Annotated in this window: 18 protein-coding genes and 1 pseudogene; 14 read left to right on the forward strand and 5 right to left on the reverse strand. The window is 43.6% G+C overall.

The window, feature by feature from the left end; genetic code table 11:
• The first annotated feature begins 123 nt into the window (after window positions 1-123).
• Window positions 124-2,466, forward strand: a complete 2,343-nt coding sequence (locus ACLGGO_RS18165; RefSeq protein WP_446420360.1) for an adenylate/guanylate cyclase domain-containing protein — start codon at window positions 124-126, stop codon at window positions 2,464-2,466.
• A gap of 64 nt (window positions 2,467-2,530) precedes the next feature.
• Here ACLGGO_RS18165 and ACLGGO_RS18170 read toward each other — a convergent pair whose 3' ends face one another.
• From ACLGGO_RS18170 to ACLGGO_RS18185, 4 genes and pseudogenes are all read right to left on the reverse strand, one after another.
• Window positions 2,531-3,478 (reverse strand): diguanylate cyclase, encoded by a 948-nt coding sequence (locus ACLGGO_RS18170; protein ID WP_446420361.1) that lies wholly within the window; start codon window positions 3,476-3,478, stop codon window positions 2,531-2,533.
• A gap of 474 nt (window positions 3,479-3,952) precedes the next feature.
• Complete coding sequence (gene moeB, locus ACLGGO_RS18175) at window positions 3,953-5,125, reverse strand: molybdopterin-synthase adenylyltransferase MoeB (protein WP_446420362.1); 1,173 nt, start codon at window positions 5,123-5,125, stop codon at window positions 3,953-3,955.
• A gap of 276 nt (window positions 5,126-5,401) precedes the next feature.
• Window positions 5,402-5,551 (reverse strand): annotated as a pseudogene (locus ACLGGO_RS18180) (zinc ribbon domain-containing protein); the annotation flags it as partial.
• A 5-nt stretch (window positions 5,552-5,556) separates the two neighbouring features.
• Window positions 5,557-6,072 (reverse strand): Mov34/MPN/PAD-1 family protein, encoded by a 516-nt coding sequence (locus ACLGGO_RS18185; protein ID WP_446420363.1) that lies wholly within the window; start codon window positions 6,070-6,072, stop codon window positions 5,557-5,559.
• Between the two features lie 186 nt (window positions 6,073-6,258).
• Between ACLGGO_RS18185 and ACLGGO_RS18190 the strand changes: the two genes are divergently transcribed.
• The 5 genes from ACLGGO_RS18190 to ACLGGO_RS18210 all read left to right on the forward strand — a co-directional run bounded on the left by ACLGGO_RS18190 (window position 6,259) and on the right by ACLGGO_RS18210 (window position 11,680).
• On the forward strand, window positions 6,259-7,404 hold the full coding sequence (locus tag ACLGGO_RS18190) for a hypothetical protein (RefSeq protein WP_446420364.1): 1,146 nt from the start codon (window positions 6,259-6,261) through the stop codon (window positions 7,402-7,404).
• Between the two features lie 109 nt (window positions 7,405-7,513).
• Window positions 7,514-7,915: a hypothetical protein gene (locus tag ACLGGO_RS18195; RefSeq protein ID WP_446334785.1), complete on the forward strand. Its 402-nt coding sequence runs from the start codon at window positions 7,514-7,516 to the stop codon at window positions 7,913-7,915.
• A 203-nt stretch (window positions 7,916-8,118) separates the two neighbouring features.
• Window positions 8,119-9,714, forward strand: coding sequence for a hypothetical protein (locus ACLGGO_RS18200; protein WP_446420365.1), 1,596 nt, complete (start codon window positions 8,119-8,121; stop codon window positions 9,712-9,714).
• Between the two features lie 194 nt (window positions 9,715-9,908).
• Window positions 9,909-11,228 (forward strand): AAA family ATPase, encoded by a 1,320-nt coding sequence (locus tag ACLGGO_RS18205; RefSeq protein WP_446420366.1) that lies wholly within the window; start codon window positions 9,909-9,911, stop codon window positions 11,226-11,228.
• Window positions 11,225-11,680, forward strand: a complete 456-nt coding sequence (locus ACLGGO_RS18210) for a hypothetical protein (RefSeq protein WP_446347070.1) — start codon at window positions 11,225-11,227, stop codon at window positions 11,678-11,680. Before ACLGGO_RS18205 ends, ACLGGO_RS18210 begins: the two co-directional genes overlap by 4 nt.
• A gap of 64 nt (window positions 11,681-11,744) precedes the next feature.
• Here the strand turns inward: ACLGGO_RS18210 and ACLGGO_RS18215 are convergent, their stop codons facing one another.
• A complete protein-coding gene (locus ACLGGO_RS18215; RefSeq protein ID WP_446420367.1) occupies window positions 11,745-12,530 on the reverse strand; it encodes an endonuclease/exonuclease/phosphatase family protein in 786 nt (261 codons plus the stop codon).
• A gap of 244 nt (window positions 12,531-12,774) precedes the next feature.
• On the opposite strand from ACLGGO_RS18215, the gene ACLGGO_RS18220 reads away from it, so the two are divergent.
• The 8 genes from ACLGGO_RS18220 (at window position 12,775) to ACLGGO_RS18255 (ending at window position 18,852) form a co-directional block, all read left to right on the forward strand.
• Window positions 12,775-13,050, forward strand: a complete 276-nt coding sequence (locus ACLGGO_RS18220) for a DUF7219 family protein (protein ID WP_446420368.1) — start codon at window positions 12,775-12,777, stop codon at window positions 13,048-13,050.
• A 35-nt stretch (window positions 13,051-13,085) separates the two neighbouring features.
• Entirely contained in the window at window positions 13,086-13,466 is a 381-nt protein-coding gene (locus ACLGGO_RS18225; RefSeq protein ID WP_446420369.1) for a response regulator, read from the forward strand.
• A gap of 178 nt (window positions 13,467-13,644) precedes the next feature.
• Complete coding sequence (locus ACLGGO_RS18230; RefSeq protein WP_446420370.1) at window positions 13,645-15,486, forward strand: ABC transporter ATP-binding protein; 1,842 nt, start codon at window positions 13,645-13,647, stop codon at window positions 15,484-15,486.
• A 461-nt stretch (window positions 15,487-15,947) separates the two neighbouring features.
• Entirely contained in the window at window positions 15,948-16,502 is a 555-nt protein-coding gene (locus tag ACLGGO_RS18235; RefSeq protein WP_446420371.1) for a tetratricopeptide repeat protein, read from the forward strand.
• Window positions 16,503-16,534: 32 nt separating this feature from the next.
• On the forward strand, window positions 16,535-16,783 hold the full coding sequence (locus tag ACLGGO_RS18240) for a UPF0175 family protein (RefSeq protein ID WP_446420372.1): 249 nt from the start codon (window positions 16,535-16,537) through the stop codon (window positions 16,781-16,783).
• Window positions 16,780-17,265: a DUF3368 domain-containing protein gene (locus ACLGGO_RS18245; RefSeq protein ID WP_446420373.1), complete on the forward strand. Its 486-nt coding sequence runs from the start codon at window positions 16,780-16,782 to the stop codon at window positions 17,263-17,265. Before ACLGGO_RS18240 ends, ACLGGO_RS18245 begins: the two co-directional genes overlap by 4 nt.
• Window positions 17,266-17,440: 175 nt before the next feature.
• The gene (rd, locus tag ACLGGO_RS18250; protein WP_446349480.1) at window positions 17,441-17,602 is read left to right on the forward strand and encodes a rubredoxin; all 162 of its coding nucleotides are present in this window, start codon (window positions 17,441-17,443) and stop codon (window positions 17,600-17,602) included.
• A 26-nt stretch (window positions 17,603-17,628) separates the two neighbouring features.
• Complete coding sequence (locus tag ACLGGO_RS18255; protein WP_446420374.1) at window positions 17,629-18,852, forward strand: NAD(P)/FAD-dependent oxidoreductase; 1,224 nt, start codon at window positions 17,629-17,631, stop codon at window positions 18,850-18,852.
• The last annotated feature ends 282 nt before the right edge of the window (window positions 18,853-19,134 follow it).

Genomic DNA, 19,134 nt, shown 5'->3' on the forward strand with positions numbered 1-19,134 from the left:
CCAAAAGTTACACCGTGGACTTATACCAAGGCAGAATTACTTATGGGTAGGTTTGTCTAGGTTTTTAGAAGCGGTAACATAGAAGTCTTACCAAAACCCCTTGCCCTGTCGTTGCATTCTTCTTTGACTATTTTGGAGCCCAGGAACGAGGAATTAAACCAGCCCATCCTACCCACAAGCACCACAGGATGCTTAGGCGAAGATCAATTTGCCCTCGCCTTCCGTTTGTCTCCCAACGCCATGGCAATCAGCACCCTAACGGATGGACGCTTGTTGGCAGTCAATGAGCAGTTGTTGAATCTGACGGAGTATCAACGAGACGAAATCATTGGTAAAACCACAGTTGAATTAAACTTTTGGCTGCATCCAGAGGAGCGGACGCAATTTGTTCAGCTATTGCAAAATCAGGGAATCATTCACAATTATGAATTCAATTTCCGTCTTAAATCAGGACAGCTAAAAACGGGACTGCTATCGGCAAATATTATTAACTTCAGTGGACAAGACTGCTTACTTGCTGTCATTAACGATATAACTGAACGCAAACAGGCTGAGGAACAGGTGGCACGTCTAGCTAAAATGAGCCAAGCCATTAGTAGTGCGGCGGATTTTCAGACAGCGTTGGACATCGCCTTGCATCAAGTCTGCGAAATTACCGGCTGGAGTTATGGTGAAGCGTGGATTCCGGCGACGGATGGGATGGCATTAGAATGTAGCCATAGTTGGTATCGAAAATGCTCGAATATTGATTCCCCAGATGCGGCAAAATTCAACCAATTCCGAGAGTACAGTGAAGCATTAACCTTCTTACCTAATGAGGAATTACCGGGACGAGTGTGGCATCGAGTTCAGCCGGAGTGGGTTGATGATTTAGCGACGTTTTCAGATGACCTTTTCCTGAGATTAGAACTCGCTGTTAAATGTGGATTTAACTCAGCATTTGCCGTACCTATTGTTACACCAAGATCAAACCAAGAACCCATTTATGTATTAGCTGTGCTGGTGTTTTTTATGGTAAAAAAATACCCATCCAATCATCGCTTCTTCGAGCTAGTCACGGTTATTTCTAATCAACTTGGTAGCGTGATGCAGCAGAAGAAAAATGCCACGGAGATTCAAGCCCTATTTGCCGCGATGACAGATGTGGTGCTGGTGATTGATGCCTCGGGACGATGCCTAAAAATTGCCCCCACTAATCCCCTGAGTGCCTACAAGCCGTCAGCCGAAATCGTGGGTAAAACCTTACACGACCAGTTCCCAGCCGAGCAAGCCGATTTTATTCTCCAAGCTATCCAAGAAGCTCTCTTAACTCAGCAAACCGTGAGTATTGAGTATCAGTTGACTGTTGCCGGACGAAATAGTTGGTTTGCGTCTAATTTATCACCACTTTCTAATGATAGCGTGATTTGGGCGGCACGGGATATCAGTGAAAGTAAATTACTCGAACATAAACTGCGAACCTCAGAAAGCAAAATGCGCCTATTTTTTGAGGCGATGAATGCTGTTGTGCTAATTATTGATGTTCAAGATAGTACAATAGAGAATATCGAAATTGCGCCAACCAATCCTACGCGATTCTATGACTTTTATATTGACCCAATTAGCCAAACCATCGAATCTCTTTTTCAAGAAGAAATAGCTCAAAATTGGCTGGATAAAATTCAACAGGCGTTAACGACTCAGCAAACGATCTATTTTGATTACAGTCTACAAAGTGAAGAAAATACAGTGTGGTTTGCCGCCAGTATTTCGGCGATGTCTGAACAATCGGTTATTTGGGTGGCGCGTGATATTACTGATCGCAAACAGGCAGAAGCGGCGTTACAGTTAGAGCAAGACAAGTCAGAGCAGTTATTACTGAATATCTTACCCGAACTGATTGCCAATCGTCTTAAACAAGATCAACGGGCGATTGCTGAACATTTTGATCAGGTGACGATTCTTTTTGCCGATATTGTCGGGTTTACGCCGTTATCGGCACGTCTGCAACCGATTGAACTGGTGAATATGCTTAATCAAATCTTTTCCACATTTGATCAACTTGCAGATCAGTATGGATTGGAGAAGATTAAAACCATTGGTGATGCTTATATGGTTGTCGGCGGTTTACCCAGTCCTAGAGACGATCATGCCACAGCGATCGCGCAAATGGCGTTGGATATGCAACAAGCGATTTATGACTTCCAAAAGCAGCAGGGTGAGTCGTTCCAAATTCGCATTGGTATTAACACCGGATCAGTCGTGGCGGGTGTGATTGGGAGGAAAAAATTTATCTATGATTTATGGGGAGATGCAGTTAATGTCGCCTCTCGCATGGAATCCTCAGGAGAACCTGGTAAAATTCAAGTTACCGCTACTACGTACAAACAATTAAAACATAAGTTTATCTTTGAACAGCGAGGTGAGATCGCAGTTAAGGGGAAAGGCGATATGATTACCTATTGGCTTCTGGATAGAAGGATGTGAAAAAATCTCTCAATCTGGGGTGCATGTAGATCCAAAGAGGTAGACTAGATAACAATAGCAGATATTAACCGATTAAACCAACCCGATTGTATCCCTGACTCTTGGCTTGATAAAGTGCCTGATTTGCTCGTTGAATAATTACCTCAATATTGGAATCATCGGATTGATAACTAGCGACACCAACCGTCACAGTCATTTGCACATGTTGATTACCAATCCCAATAGTAATTTGTTCCAGCCGTCTTCTCAGACGTTCAGCCACACGCACCGCCCCAGCACTATCAGTTTCTGGGAGCAATGTGACAAATTCTTCACCGCCAAATCGTCCACAATAATCCGCCTCACGCAATGAACCAACGATGCTTTTTGCTACACCTTTAAGTATTTCATCTCCCATCGTATGTCCATAGGCATCATTAATTTGCTTAAAGTTGTCAATATCAATCATCAGGACAGACAAGGAACGTTTGTACCGACAGGCTCGGTGAAATTCCTGATAGCCAACACTTAAAACATGGCGGCGATTCCAGAGTCCAGTCAGGGGATCAGTACTCGCTAACTTTCTCAACATATTCATTAACTTTTCATGCTCTTTAACCAATTGTTTCAATTGATATCGAGTCTGCTTCAATTCTAAATGGGTTCGGACACGGGCAAGAATTTCCGCCGGATTAAAGGGATATATAATTGTATCAGCGACACCTTTTTCAAAGGCTTCGATTAAATGCTCTTGTTCATGAATCGTCCGAATCAGGATAATTGGGCTGGTGGTTAGGGGGAGGGGAAACTTAAGATGGTCGCACAATTCTAACCCACTCATTGTGGACATGATTAAAGCGATAATAATTAAGTCCGGCTTTTTAAGTCGTACACGATTAATTGCGTCCTGTCCCTTGTTGGCAACAGTTGTTCTATAACCTTCGGCTTCTAAAATAACACGAAGAATTTGTAAATTATTGAGATTATCATCGACAATCAAAATTAGGAACTTTTCAGGAAAAAATGATTTCATTTTTCATGTATTAATTGGGGATTGGTAATGGTAAAAATCATACTATTGAGCGAAGTGAAGGGTAAAAAAAGGGGTTATGGGGTCTCTTGGGTTACCATTTTTCAGGAATTCTAGCATCGATTTCGATTACTGGAGTGATGTTCTCCTCTGGTATGGTTTTGAGGCAAATAGGGGTGGGTGCAATACTGCTCGGATAAGCCTGTCTTCTCTCCCCCTGCTCCCCCTGCTCCCCCTGCTTCCCCTGCTTCCCCTGCTTCCCCTGCTCCCCCTGCTTCCCCTAACTTTTCACGGGATGTGGAAAAAGGGGATTGGTTTGCGAATGTTATCCGCGAACCAATCCCCTTACTCTTTTGGAGATTTAGAAGCCTCTTGAGTTAAATCAGACCAACTTTGTTTGAGCGTCTCAATTGACCTGACTTTTCACGGCATCTTGGGTGTGGGGTGTGGGGAATTGTATTAGATTTATATCGCCCTTTAATATTCAGGCACAGACAGGTCAATTTCCCGACTCCAAGCGGTAATTCCTCCTTTGACATTAATCCCTTCAATTCCGGCTGCTTTGAGAATGCCTAACGCCTTAGCCGAACGTCCACCCATCTTACAATGGGCAATTAAGCGGTGACCATTCAGCAGTTGCTTAACCGTTTCGACGCCAGAACCCTGTTCAATATCCGGTAATGGCACCAAAACGGCACCCGGAATTTTGGCAATCTCGTATTCATTGGGATTGCGAACATCAACGAGAACAAAATCTTTTGTCCCACTATCCAGCAATTGCTTGAGTTCTTGAACGGTCATCTCTTGAATTTCCATTAACCGTTTCGCCTCCTGTTCTTTCGCTTGGGTAATGCCACAGAATTGTTCGTAGTCTACTAATTTTTCGATAACAGGACGTACTGGGTTAGGTCGCAGCTTCAGTTCCCGGAATGTCATATCCAGGGCGTTGTAGAGTAACAATCGTCCGCTGAGAGTTGTTCCCTTACCCAGGATAATTTTAACGGTTTCCGTGGCTTGGATGAGACCAATAATTCCGGGTAAAATACCCAAAACACCACCTTCGGCACAAGAAGGAACCATTCCCGGTGGTGGGGGTTCGGGGAACAAGTCGCGGTAATTGGGTCCATCTTCGTAGTTAAATACGCTGGCTTGTCCTTCAAAGCGCAAGATAGAACCGTAGACGTTGGGTTTACCCAGAATCACACAGGCGTCATTCACCAGGTAACGGGTGGGGAAGTTATCCGTCCCATCGACAACAATATCGTAAGGTTTTATGATATCCAAGGCATTCTCGGATGTCAGGCGGGTTTCGTAGAGGTCTACTTGACAATAGGGGTTAATTTCTAGAATCCGGGTTTTTGCCGATTGAATTTTCGGTTTCCCCACCCAGGAGGTTCCGTGAATCACCTGACGTTGCAGGTTGGAACTATCGACGATATCAAAATCCACGATACCGATACGTCCAATACCCGCTGCGGCTAAGTAAAGCAACAGGGGTGAACCCAGTCCTCCCGTACCAATACATAGAACACTAGCGGCTTTGAGGCGTTTTTGTCCCTCTAGTCCAACTTCTGGCAAAATTAGGTGTCGAGAATATCGTTCGTATTCTTCTTTGGTTAGTTGGATTTCTTCCAGATTGGGGTTTAACATGGCAATTTCGTAAGATTAGCGATTGGGAAAGTTTTGACCCTTCACGATTTTCGAGAGCATGGCGCGTGAGTTTCGTGTAGGGGCGGGTTTGACTATTATCGTTTCTTTTTCTCCCAGATGCGACTCGCGCCCGCCCCGAGCAAGTTTTGAGTTAACGTCCTCATTTCCGTTACATAAAATTTACACAAATCTACCAATGCCCAGTAAAATCTGCCGTTTACTTCCTGCTTCATTCTGGCGGCGGGGGCACTCAACCAGTCCACAGGCTAACACCACCTAACTGGCGGCTTGCTCCAAATTGAGCGATGCGTTCAAGTCTCGGTCAATTTCTAGACCACAATTGTCACACCGAAAAACCCTCTCAGATAATGGCATTGAGTCTTTATCGTCAACCCTCATCTCAAAAGACTTGCTATGACACGTCTGGAACATTATGGCTTCCCCGCCTCCTTTGTCGTGAGAATTTCTTCAGGCTGAAACTGGTGATGGGGATCAAGAGTCCAGCTTCTGAGGTCAGAAGCTATACCCTGCTGAACGGAAATTATAATATACGAATAGCGCTGCCATGCGATCGCGCGATCAAATTCTGAGGGCACGGCTGCATGGTCAGGATGGGAGTGATAGATCCCAATGATATCTAATTCGCGATCGCGTGAGAGCTTCTGAACCTGCAACATGACCTCTGGGGCAATGGTAAACTGGTTACGTTTTGTCCCTGAGTGACCCCGTGAACCGTTTACTCCTTCAAACTCTTCCGCCGCCTGATTATCCCAAGCGTTTTCTGTCGGTATAACTTCAACGACGGTTTTCACCTCCCCCTTAATGTGACCTAATAACAAGCCACAGCATTCCTCTGGGTAAGTACTTTCGGCGTGAGTTTCCATCACCTGAACATAATCAGCGTCAAGTTTGAGTAAATAGTGCGGGAAATGGTCGGGGTTTGCCATATATTTCCAATAAACACGGCTTAATTGACTTTGAACTAGAATATGCCATTGTTGATCTTCAGGGACGCTGGATAGAATGAATAAGGATTCTGTCGGATTTCGAGTTCGGCTTAAATAACCATGATCTAAGCTCAATCAAACTTAAATAATCCCAACTGAAAAATCGCTTTTGTTCTCCTTTAAATTATGACAACAACCCTCGAACCCAATAACCAAAATAATACAACTTTCCTTGATTACTTTCAAGCTTACGCAACCGAAGCTTTACAAAATCAAAACCAGACCGTTAGTGATTCCTTAAACCGGAGGCAAATTCCTAAGAGCCAGGTACGCCCCCTTGATCAAGCTTACCAAGTTTCCTTAAAACTGGGTAAAGACTTGCCACTTCAGCCAATTAAAAAACAAATCTTACAACAAATTGATGCCGTTGTCTATTTTCTCCGAGATTTTCACATTGGGGTACTAGGTCAGCGAACGAGTATCTTTCATCTTTATGAAGTTGAGATTCAAGTTGAATCCAATCTGCGCTATAGTTTGAGTTTTGAATCGGGCAAACTCTTAATTCAAATCCCCTATTGGCAGATGGCAGTTTGGGATCGCTACCTGCCTTATCAAAAATTAAAATATCGCTGGCATCGCGGCAAACATTTACCAAAATCTTCGCCCATTCGCAAAGTTTGGTGGTTAGTTGATCCGATTGGAGAATTACGTTCCAGTCTGCGATCTCTGCTTGTACTGGCGATTCAAAAGCAAATTTTGGGAATTGACCAGCTTTTTGTCAAATTTAACTTACTTGATCACGGGAATCGAGAACATCAAGTGATTCAAGGGGATCATCAAGAAAAAACAGGATTTAAGCATAACGCGATCGCGTTCCTCAAGGCAACAGTCAAAGAAGAAAAACTGGGCATAAATCTCGATCTAGTGCTTCAGAACCAAGACAATGCCGCAATCGCGAAGTTATTGGCAGTCTATAAGAAAAATTTGGCAGATATAGATCAGATGGAGGAATTAATTGAAACGGGGGCATTTACCTTACAACAGAAGCTGAATGAAGAACAATCTCAAGTCGATATTAAGATGTTTGGCTTTGTCAATGTCGGTAACTATCATCGGATTGATGTGGCGGTTAATCTGAGTAAAGGTTATCTCAAAAAATATGTAGAAATCATTCCCCGAAAAACCGATGTGAAAGCCACACTATTTGGCTTTGTCAATGTTTACACGATAGACGACATTACCGTAAAACCCAATTTTCACGGGGCAATGACGCTCAATTTTGAAACAGCCGCTTTGGAAAAAGCATTAAAGGAATTAGAATTAGTACAGTAGTCGATCATGTAGGGGCGGGTTTCACAGTTATCATTTATGACTGCACCCGAATGCGACTAAACCCGCCCCGATTAAATTACAACGTTTTGCAATTGTAGATAAAGATAAAATGGAACGTGGTTTACTCTGGTTACCCTTACTAGCTGTATTTATTTGGCTAGCGTGGTCAGGTTGGAATGAATATCAAAAAGTTGAGGCATATCGCTTATGGGCAGAACAATTTGAACGGGCAAAATATGATATTTATGCCGTACTCGGACAAAAGGGAAAAAGCCTGACTTGGGGAAAACCGACTCGTTCGGGTCTAGTGGATATAGAAACTTTTTCTCTAAATGATGTCCAGGCAATTCGACTGTTAGTCGATGGGCAGATTGTCGCCTTAGAAACTCCCCCCAAAAAAGGACGCGCGATCGCACTAGAGTTTCTCCTGCCAGAATCCACGATCCAGGTGCCGTTTACCGAACTTCCTATGGCTGCGGAGTGGGGAAAGTTTCTCCAGAATTATCAATAAATTTTGTCGGGGTGGGTTTCACCATTATCATTTCTGACCCCACACAGATGAAACTCGCGCCCGACCCCGACTATTGCACAATGGCTGTATTAATCTTTGTTACCTTTTTCCTGTTAAGAGTTCCCTGTCTAATGACGAATGACGTAATGGAACGCTAAGCCCTGAAATTCGTCTTTATAAATAATAGTTCTGGTACTTTTTCCATGAAACCTATCCTACCTATTCTGGCGATTATCGGATTACTCCAGAGTTGCACCGCCCCGGTGAATTTTTCCTCTCAAGTCATTGGAAATCCCGCTAATTGCCCTCGCCAAACTGAACCCATACCGATCGCCTCTGCTAAGGATGAGGGACTGTATCAGCAATTTGACTATCACATTCGCGATATTCTTACAGATGCCGATACGATCACCTTTCAAACTCAGCAGTATAATATCGTCTTCTGCCGATTTGATCGCACCTGGACAGTAGAACCGGGAACGTTAGCCAGTGAGAGACAAAGGTCTGATAATCCCGAACAATTCCAAGAAAACCTCCAGAATCCCCCTTATCAAACCATTGAACTTAACGGAAAATCCTATCAATATCGCGTCATTCTTGAACCGAAGCCCTTTGGTAATGACGAACCAAAAACCGTTGTCTTTGAACTGATTACTCCCAATAGCAAACAACCTCAACGCCACCCCCTCTATACATTAGAACAGGTGAGGGAAGCTGAAGTGGGAATTGCCTTGGGAGTTCCTCGAATTACCTCCGCCGTCAATTATGCCGATCGCCTATTTTGGTCAGTCGCATCAGAACAAGGGGAAGGGTTCAGTGGTATTGCCACGATTGTTGGTTACAATCCCGATATGAATGAGGTGGCAGTGATTCAACCTCAAGAAATTCAAGGGCAACAAATTACCGATTTTGTCATCGCTGGTGATCGAAACAATCCAGTCTTTTGGCTAGGAACTCATATTAGTGGTGAAGGGAATCCCTACCTACCCGGAACGGGATTAGTCGCCTATCGTCCTTCTCCCCCCAATCTCAAATCCGGAACGATTACCTCCTACACCGTCAGCAATAGTCCCATTATCGGGGCAATTCCTGACAAACTGCATTTAGAAGGCGATCTCCTCTGGGTAGGAACCGGAAACGGGGTTTGCCAAGTCCGTTGGCAAGGGGTAGATAATCCCGGAAATTGGTCTTGTTGGCGATTTGCGGCAATGGCGAAACTGCCGAGTCAGGAATTACCCCTTTACAGCCGTTTATTAGAGGAAACCCCTGCCGTTACCCTTGAGGCGGATCGGGTGGGAGACACGGTAGAAGTGCTATGGTGGTCACCAGTGGACTACCAAACCCAAAAGGGACGGTATGAGGTCAGGTATGAAGATGGCTTTACCGTCACCTTAGAGGAGGGGGCGAGTTCTTGGTCTGAAATTTATGGATCATCATGGCAACCTCTCCCTGGGCAACCGCCTCTACACTGGGCTGGACACGAATGGTATTGGAATGGCGATCGCTTTGTGCGCGGTTTTGATCAAGTCGCCCTGAATTTCTTTGGCGGTGGACCTTTGGGAATTGTATCCGATTCAGATCAATGGACAGGGGAAAAACCTGCCAATATGAACGCCTTGCGGGGTGATCTGGAAGTATTGGAATTAACGGAAACGACAACGAAGCTGAATTATTATTCAGGTTGGGTAGAAGAAGAATTACTGAATCCTTATTTCACCGTTGTTCCTCAAAATCGTCCCTTTAATTCTCGCCCTAATCCTTTGAATGAGATTGGGTTTGGAAACCAAACCCCTAAGTAGTCGGACAAAAACTCCACTGGTTGATATGGCGCTTGGATAGTCATATAGGTGGGATCGTCACAACGGTATTAAACCGGACAATTTTATCAGTAATTCTGATTATGGGGCGATGATTGGTTGCCAGGGGTGTTAGCATAATTTTAATCTAGGACTTCTAGTTTTTGCTTCACTATCAAGTCAAATCAATTGATAAAATGCTTAAAACCATTCAAGTGAAAAACTTCAAAAGCTATCGACATGGAGTTTTACCCTTGGCTTCTTTAACTGTCTTAATTGGTGCTAATGCATCAGGCAAAAGCAACATCATTGAAGCCCTAAAATTACTGTCTATGATTGCTGAAGGCGAGCGATTAAGCCTGCTGGGAAACACGCATCAACAGAGTGACAATCTGTTTAGAGGTGAAATTAATAATCTTGGATACCGAGGATCAACATCATTGCAAATTTCCTGTGATGTAACAACTCAAGCCTTTGCCGGCTGGGATCATTTTGAGATTCATCTAGGGTTTGGCAAGGATGGAGAGATCCATGTTACCCAAGAAAGAATCACAGGCTCGACATCGACTGTTCCACTTTACCAAATTATCAGTGAACCTCAAGGAGCAGGTAGTGATGTTTTTGTGGCATATAATAATTTTGCCCGTGGTGGTAGAAAGCCAAAAATCGTATGCAGTAGCCAGATGGCAATTTTCACACAGTTATTGAGTGAAATTCGGTTTCGTCCTGAAAACCAAGAAACTCGCGCTCAAATACCGAAAATCACTAAGAATTATGTGCGTTGGTTGAGTGGCATTGTTTTTCTGGAGCCTGAACCTAATGCCATGCGCTTTTATGGACATAAAACCGATAAATTGCTCAAGAAACACGGCGAAAATATTTCGGGTGTTCTTTATACTCTATGCCAAGACGCGACGATTAAGGCTGAGATATTAGAATTTGTGAGAAGCCTTCCTGAACAAGACATTAAAGATATCAGCTTTATTGAAACGCCTCGTGGAGAAGTGATGGTGCAGTTAACTGAAACCTTTGGTGGCACATCAACTGCCTATGATGCCGCGACTCTTTCAGATGGCACATTAAGAGTTCTGTCGATTGCAGGAGTTTTGTTTTCGGCTCCAGAACAAAGCATTGTCGTTATTGAAGAAATTGATAATGGAGTACATCCTAGTCGAGCCGAAAGTTTACTGAAGCGGATGTCTAATATTGCACAACAACGTAATTTGCGAGTCCTGATTAGTAGCCATAATCCGGCATTACTTGATGCGTTACCGGATCAGGCTGTACCAGAAACCGTTTTTTGCTATCGTAGTCCTGATGATGGTTCGAGTCAACTGATCCGATTACGAGATATTCCCGACTACCCTGAATTAATTGCTCAAGGTTCGGTTGGACATCTGATGACAAGGGGTTTACTTGAACGGTTTGTGAAACATCATCCTGGACGTGAACAGAAGCAGCAAAAAGCACTGGAATGGTTAGCTTCTATCCGTGAAGAGATGGAGATCAGCGGATGAAGGCAGTGGCAATTGTTGATACCTCTATCTTTTGTGAGTTTCTGAATATTCCTAATATGAATAGCTCACAAGAGGAAGTCTTAAATGAATTTGAAAGACTTGTCTTTAACGATACATCATTTCTTTTGCCAATAGCTGCTGTTTATGAAACAGGCAATCATATCGCCCAATTACCGGATGGGAAAAATCGTCGCCGTTTCGCTCAAGCTTTTGTTAGGGAAGTTCAGAAAGCGATTAACGGAGAGGCTCCTTGGCAAATTCTGCGAGTTCCAACGGTTCAAGAAATTGGTATATGGTTGAATGAATTTCCTGACTCAGCGATGCGAACTGTAGGTATGGGAGATCTGTCAATTATTAAAGAATGGGAAGAAGCCAAAAAGAGGACTCCTTATCTACGTGTGTTTATTTGGTCTTTAGACAAAGACTTGAGAGGATATGACTACCAGCCATAATAATGTGAACCTGTAGGGTGTGTTAATTATTTACTGTTGATTGGTTTTGGAAACCAAACCCCTACTAATCATTAACAAAATTAGCAATAACCGGGAAATGATCAGAGGGAAGAACTCCTTGCCATTTCCGATCATCAACCGTCACCGTGTCTCGTCTGAGGCGACTATCGTAATAAATCGTATCAACAGCCGCAAACGCCTCACCTGTAAACCCATGAATACTTCGCTGTTTTTCTAATTCAACACCTGCAAAGGCATCCTGTAGAGTAATATAATTCGCTGATGACTCAGATAAGATTTCCCGTGGTAAGCTATCGGGTTCAGCATTAAAATCACCCGTAAGGAAGAGATAGGTATGATCACGATTGTGGTGAATTATGCGATCGCGGATTAGCGTTGCTCCCAGTTCCCGTGCCAAGGCACTGTTATAGTCCAGATGGGTATTAAAACAGGTGATCGTTTTAGTATCCTGCGCTACAGTAAATACTGCCCAGCTTGCCATTCGCGGTACAGGATTCCCCCATTCAGGAGTGATACTCCCAGCAATATCAGGCGTATCACTTAAGAAAAAATCACCACTGTCTAGGCTTATGAGACGGTCTTGGTTATAGAAAATCGCACAATATTCTCCTGTCCCTGTTCCCGTGCGATCGCCCCCAATACTTTGATAATTCGGTAAACGGCGATGTAAGTCAAGGATCTGGTGAGCTTTCCCTTCCTGTGTGCCAATAATATCTGGACGATACTCCTGAATCAGCGCCGCGATCGCATCACGCCGAATCCTCCAATCTTGGTTATCTGGGTCAGGTTTATCATAGCGGATATTGAACGTTATGATTTTAATGTTCATTTGTTATTTGTGATTTGTGATTTGTGATTTGTGATTTGTCATTCGTCATCCTCGCTCTTCGAGCAAGCAAGCTACCTCTATGTTCCCTGTTCAGTAGTTCCCTGTTCTCTATTCCTTATTGCCTATTCTCTAGGTCATAGTTCCCACGGAATCGCTATATAACATTTAGTTAACTTATAGTTAAGGCAAGGTTAAAGGTGTGTTAATATAATGGAAAACAGAAATTTAAGACAAGAGGTGAAATATGGCACAGTCCCCATCATCTGATTCCCCACAGATCAGCAAGCAAAACTTCCTTTACCCTCGATGCCGCTATTACGGCAAGTTTACGCCAGAGTATCTAGCCTTTAATGCCAACTTGCAAGAGTTTGCCCAGAAAGTGTCCTATGTTTCTGCCCTAGAAACTGGCGGCAAGATTTCCTCTGAACAAGCCTATCAGCAAGTGCGCTCACTCTGGAAGCAGTTGAAACATACTAAGGAATCCTTAGGCATTGGTCAAGCTAAACCCCCCAATACCTGATAGCTTTTGTATAAAATGGTAGTTTAAGATAAACTGTGAAACAGAATGCTGCAATTTTAGTCATTGAAGATGAAGAAATTTTGCGGGACATTATTCTTAATGTCTTACAGGAAAAAGGGTATCAGGCAATTGGCACGGGCGATTCTCGCAGGGGCTTACTCTTAGCCAAAGAGTTTGTCCCTGATTTGATTTTGTGCGATATTCGGATGCCAAAATTAGATGGGTATGAAGTTCTCAAAGCTTTACGCCAAGATGCCAAGACTAGGACGATTCCCTTGATTTTTATTTCGGCAGAAAAAAACCAAAGCGTTAGGCATATAGGGCAACAGTTTGGTGCGAATGGTTATCTGGCGAAACCTTTTACAACCGATGAACTATTAACGGTAATCGCTAATCAGATCAACTTTTATCAGTAAAGGCTAAAATTTTTCTTTCTGTGTCTATATTTATTTTTGATAATACCAATTATAAGTAGGGCGGGTTTGGTTGTTCAGTTATTTCACCAATAGCTGATTTTAGTTCCTAAACCCGTCCCGACAATAAATAAGGATCTACACTGCGTAGTAGTGCTGGCAAAATGTCTACCTGCAAGCCATGAATCGACGTAAAAAACGCTACTCGCTGAGATTTGTTGTTCGGAATCTTCGTCAATCGCTTTCAGTATTCCGCTATAGTGGACGCGCCTTGAAGTTAGTTTGGACAACCAATCACAGATTAACCTTGGTGCTAGCTATTTTAACCATCATAGCTGGATTATTACCCGCCGCGATCGCATACTTGGGTAAGTTGATTGTGGATACCGTGGTATTGGCGTCTCAGTCGGGGTTAGCCGCCCATCGTTGGCTAGCGCTAGGCTATGTCGGATTAGAAGCGATCGCAGTTATGATACTGGCAGGAAGTCAGCGAGGTCAAACCGTTTGCCAGTCGCTATTGCGGGTATTGTTAGGGCAACGGGTGAATGTGTTAATTCTAGAAAAAGCCTTAACCCTAGACTTACCCCACTTCGAGGACTCCGAATTTTACGACAAAATGACCCAGGCGCGGCGGGAAGCCTCCAGTCGCCCTCTAGCGCTAGTGACGCGGACGTTTGGACTGGTTCGGGATAGTCTGTCACTAATCACCTTTGGCGGACTACTGCTGCAATTCTCAACCTGGGCGGTGGCGATATTAGTCATAGCCGCAATTCCTCCCTTTATCGCCGAAACTCGCTTTGCTGGGGTAGCCTTTCGCTTATTCCGTTGGCGTTCTCCAGAAACCCGCCAGCAGCATTATTTGGAAACATTAATTGCTAGAGAAGATTACGCCAAGGAAATTCAGCTATACCAGCTTGGCGCTACCATGCTACAGCGCTACAACGATACATTCGGGCGCCTTTACCGAGAAGATAGAGATTTGACCATTCGTCGCGGTTTTTGGGGTTATTTGTTAGGATTACTGAGTACGCTGACATTTTATGGAGCCTATGCTTGGATTGTCATAGAAACCATCTTTGGTCGGATTTCCTTGGGCGACATGACCATGTATTTAACCGTATTTCGCCAAGGACAATCTACATTTTCCGCCATACTCACCTCCATTGGCGGTATGTATGAAGATAATCTCTATATTTCCAACCTCTACGAATTTCTAGAACAAGAGGTTCCCCAATACCAGGGGACAGCCACTCAGGGGATAAAACCAGGGGATGGGATTCGGTTTGAGAAGGTGTTTTTTACCTATCCTGGAAGTCAAAATCATGCACTTAAAGGGATTGACTTACACCTGAAACCGGGAGATAAGTTAGCCCTTGTCGGCGAAAATGGGTCAGGAAAGACAACGTTAATTAAATTATTAACTCGTCTCTATACGCCAGATTCGGGGCGCATTCTCTTAGATGGGTTAGATTTAAAGGAATGGAATATTGATACCCTGCGTCGCCGCATTGGGGTGATTTTCCAGAACTTTGTCCGCTATCAATTTACCGTCGGGGAGAATGTTGGCGTTGGGGATGTAGACTATTTGCAAGACAAAACCCGCTGGGAAAATGCGGCGGAGAAAGGCATGGCGAAACCCTTTATTGAATTAATGCCAGAAGGATTTAGCACCCAGTTGGGGCGATGGTTTAAAGGGGGACAGGAACTGTCTGGGGGTCAGTGGCAGAAAATAGCCCTGTCTCGTGCTTTTATGCGAACCGGTGCAGATATTTTAGTCTTAGATGAACCCACAGCCGCCATGGATGCAGAAGCGGAGGTGCGAGTCTTTAACCATTTCCGCACGATTACCCAGAATCAAATGGTAGTATTAATTTCCCATCGCTTCTCTACAGTACGGATGGCGGATAAGATTGTGGTGATGGCGGGGGGAGAAATAATTGAACAGGGAACCCATGAGGAATTAGTGGAACTTGGCGGACGTTATGCGCGGTTATTTTCGCTACAGGCGGCGGGATATCAATAGTTTGTCATTTGTCCTTTGTCATTCGTCCTTTGTGTGATTTAACAATTTGGGGTATTCCGTAGTTAGTGTGCTAAATTGTTAGTTTGATTTGCCTGAATATTGGACAGCAATAGATTTAACCATTTTTGCCCGGATTTCAATTCCTTTTAAGACGCTTAAAAGCCACAATCCTTGATTGGTAGGCTTTCTGGCTTATTAAAACTGATATTTTAGCACACTAAGTACGGAAGACCCAGCTTTACAATTGCCAAAGATATAGGTGATGCAATGATAAAGCAGTTAGCTCTGATAAGTTGGGGAAATATTGCTCTCATGAAAGGAGACGATAAAAAAGCAATACATTGCCTGATTGATCTGGCAAATCTCTACAAGGAATTAGAAGAGTATGATCAAGCAATTGAGTCTATACATATAAGCTTGCTAATTAACCGTAAAATTCACGACCCAAGACAGGATATAAAATGTTGGGAACTCTAGGATTTATTTATGCTCACCAAGGCAATTATGAAAAAGCCATTGAATGTCAAAAGCGAAATTTACGGATTGCACGAACAATTCAAGCCCGTCGAGAGGAAGGACATTTTTTGGGCAGTTTAGGAGAAGCTTATGAATCCCGAAAAGACTATCCTAATGCAATCAAGCACTATGAACAGAGTTTGACTATTGCGGAGGAAACACAAGAGTCATTGGGACAAACGATACTCTTGAGAAATTTGGGAAACATTTATTCCTCTCTGGAAGAGTATGCCCAAGCAATTAATTATTATAAACAGAGTTTAAATATTGCACGGAGAATACCAGATAGCTGGGAAGCAGAAAAAGTCATACTGAAGCTGGTCAAAGCTTCCTGTGCTTTGGGAAAGTATGACGAAGCAATTGATTACAATCACCAGCATTTCGTTCTTGTACAAGAAAGAGAAGGGGAACGAGGGGAGTGGGAAGGGGCCTGGGGGGTTAGGTTTCTCAATTGCCCAAAATATTGTTTAACTGCCAAGCGCAACTCATTAAAGCTATAATTAATAGAAATTAATTTAAAGGAAATAACTCTATGAGTGTAACAATTTCTGATGACATCTTACACGCAACTCAGATGTCAGAAGCAGAGTTCAAGCAAGAAATAGCTATTCTACTTTTTCAAACAGGCAAACTCACTCTCGGACACGCTAGCCATTTAGCTGGAATGGATAAAGTACAATTTCAACAGGTATTAGCTACCCGCAAAATCCCTCTCTATTGCTACGATGTCGAAGATTATCAGCTAGAACTCAGCAACCTGAGAGAACTGGGGGATTTGTGACTGTCGTTAGCAATACCTCACCCATTACCAACTTAGCTGCTGTAAATCAACTCAATTTATTGCAACAGTTATATGGTAATATCATCATTCCTGAAGCTGTATTTCAGGAATTAACTGGCATCGATAATCCTGTTCCTGGCGGAAATGAAGTGCAAACATTTGAATGGATACAGACAAGACAGGTAATCAATCGTGATCAAGTAACAGCACTTCGACTGGAACTCGATGAGGGGGAATGTGAAGCAATAGTCTTAGCGATGGAGTTAAATGCTAATCGATTGCTAATTGATGAACGTCGAGGTAGAACAATAGCTGTCAATTTAGGACTCAAGATTACTGGCGTATTGGGAATTCTGATAGTAGCCAAACGCCGAGGATTAATTAAAGGTGTCAAACCTATTCTTGATGACTTAATCAGGACAGCACGGTTTAGAGTGTCAGAGTCACTGTATACTCAGATTTTACAAGACGTTGCCGAGTAAAGCGATTCTTCCTCTTTAATCGCCTCCTCAAAAGGCTAGGTGGCTGGGAAGATGAACCCGAAGTCATTGATGAGATGATCGCAGAAATCATCAGCGATCGCGCCGCACACCCATTGAATCAAAAATGTTGACACACTTATAGTATGGGTAGACAAGACAATAGGAGAAGACAGTCATGAAAAAATACGTTTGCACCCTTTGCAACTACGAATATGATCCCGAAAAAGGTGATCCCGATGGCGGTATCGAACCCGGAACCGCCTTTGAGGATATCCCTGATGACTGGGTATGTCCCGTCTGTGGGGCGGCTAAATCAGATTTTGAACCCTTAGAATAATCATAACCCTGACTACTGCAAGCACTTTGTCTCTTAAAATTGTTGTTATCGGTGGTGGTGCGGCTGGTTTTTTCGGCGCGATCGCATCTGCATCCACCCATCCTCACACCCAAGTCATACTGCTGGAAGCTTCTAAAACGCCTTTAACTAAGGTGCGGATTTCTGGCGGTGGGCGCTGTAATGTCACTCATGCTTGTTTTGACCCCGCCCTTTTGGTACAAGCCTATCCGAGAGGGAGTAAAGCCTTGCGCGGGGCGTTTACTCGGTTTCAACCCAAAGATACGATCGCGTGGTTTGAAGCCCAGGGGGTACACCTGAAAACAGAAGCGGATGGGCGGATGTTCCCGGTTACGGATACATCCCAAACCATTGTTGATTGTCTATTCCATGCTGCTACAAGCGCAGGCGTTCAAATTCGCACCGCCACTCCAGTTAAATCCATTCGCTTCACCTCTGGGTTTCAAATCCAGTTAAAGACAGGGGAAATAATCGAGTGCGATCGCGTGCTTTTAGCAACCGGGAGTAACCCCCTTGGCTATCGCGTTGCTCAGGATTTGGGTCATACTATTCAACCCCCTGTCCCCTCTTTATTTACGTTTACAATATCAGACCCACGCTTACAGGATTTAGCCGGAATTAGTGTCAATGATGTTCGTTTAAAACTACCAGAAGCCGAGAAAAATGTCAAGGAACAAACGGGAGCCTTACTAATTACCCATTGGGGATTAAGTGGTCCAGCCGTCCTGAAAATGTCGGCTTGGGCGGCTAGATTTCTCCATGATTGTCACTACAAAACTCCCTTAATAATCAATTGGCTTCCCCAATACAACCAAGACTATCTCCGCCAGGTTTTACTAGCCGTTAAATCTCAACTTCCCCAACGTCATATCGGGACGAGTTGTCCGATTCCCATTCCGAAACGGCTATGGCAGAGTTTAATTAGTTACGTTGGTATTGATCAAAACCAACCCTGGGCAGAAGTCTCTAAAAAAGCACTGAATCAACTGATACAAGAACTCAATCAAGGACGTTACGTGATTCAAGGAAAGGGTGTTTTTAAGGAAGAATTTGTTACCTGCGGGGGAATATCTTTAAAAGAGGTAAATTTTAAAACTATGGAAAGTCGCTGCTGTCCAGGGCTTTACTTGGCTGGCGAAATTCTGGATATTGATGGGATTACGGGCGGATTTAACTTTCAGAATGCTTGGACAACGGCTTGGTTGGCGGGTCAAGCAATAGGGAAGATGTAGGGGTGGGTTTAGGGACTAAAGTTCGTTGGTTATTGATAACTGAACAACGAAACCCGCCCGGTTCTATCTAGGGGCAAAATGATTCATTATGTAGATCAAATCTGTCAGCATCGGAATTGTATTTTTTCAACGCAGAGGAGCGCAGAGGGTTACGCAGAGGGACGCAGAGGGGGTAAATGATTTGAGGGACAATTTTATCGGGTTTATAAGAAAATAAAATAATAGTAATTCCCGATTTTTTTTTGTAGAAAAATGCTATAATATATAATCTATGTCTTCAAA

The sequence above is a fragment of the Coleofasciculus sp. genome, assembly GCF_046565525.1.
Taxonomy (GTDB): domain Bacteria; phylum Cyanobacteriota; class Cyanobacteriia; order Cyanobacteriales; family Coleofasciculaceae; genus Coleofasciculus.

Bases quoted from the DNA above. Each gene is read 5' to 3' on its own strand.
- ACLGGO_RS18170 (WP_446420361.1), bottom strand. From the start codon at position 3,478: ATGAAATCATTTTTTCCTGAAAAGTTCCTAATTTTGATTGTCGATGAT.
- moeB (WP_446420362.1), bottom strand. From the start codon at position 5,125: ATGTTAAACCCCAATCTGGAAGAAATCCAACTAACCAAAGAAGAATAC.
- ACLGGO_RS18185 (WP_446420363.1), bottom strand. From the start codon at position 6,072: ATGGCAAACCCCGACCATTTCCCGCACTATTTACTCAAACTTGACGCT.
- ACLGGO_RS18190 (WP_446420364.1), top strand. From the start codon at position 6,259: ATGACAACAACCCTCGAACCCAATAACCAAAATAATACAACTTTCCTT.
- ACLGGO_RS18195 (WP_446334785.1), top strand. From the start codon at position 7,514: ATGGAACGTGGTTTACTCTGGTTACCCTTACTAGCTGTATTTATTTGG.
- ACLGGO_RS18200 (WP_446420365.1), top strand. From the start codon at position 8,119: ATGAAACCTATCCTACCTATTCTGGCGATTATCGGATTACTCCAGAGT.
- ACLGGO_RS18205 (WP_446420366.1), top strand. From the start codon at position 9,909: ATGCTTAAAACCATTCAAGTGAAAAACTTCAAAAGCTATCGACATGGA.
- ACLGGO_RS18210 (WP_446347070.1), top strand. From the start codon at position 11,225: ATGAAGGCAGTGGCAATTGTTGATACCTCTATCTTTTGTGAGTTTCTG.
- ACLGGO_RS18215 (WP_446420367.1), bottom strand. From the start codon at position 12,530: ATGAACATTAAAATCATAACGTTCAATATCCGCTATGATAAACCTGAC.
- ACLGGO_RS18220 (WP_446420368.1), top strand. From the start codon at position 12,775: ATGGCACAGTCCCCATCATCTGATTCCCCACAGATCAGCAAGCAAAAC.
- ACLGGO_RS18230 (WP_446420370.1), top strand. From the start codon at position 13,645: ATGAATCGACGTAAAAAACGCTACTCGCTGAGATTTGTTGTTCGGAAT.
- ACLGGO_RS18235 (WP_446420371.1), top strand. From the start codon at position 15,948: ATGTTGGGAACTCTAGGATTTATTTATGCTCACCAAGGCAATTATGAA.
- ACLGGO_RS18240 (WP_446420372.1), top strand. From the start codon at position 16,535: ATGAGTGTAACAATTTCTGATGACATCTTACACGCAACTCAGATGTCA.
- rd (WP_446349480.1), top strand. From the start codon at position 17,441: ATGAAAAAATACGTTTGCACCCTTTGCAACTACGAATATGATCCCGAA.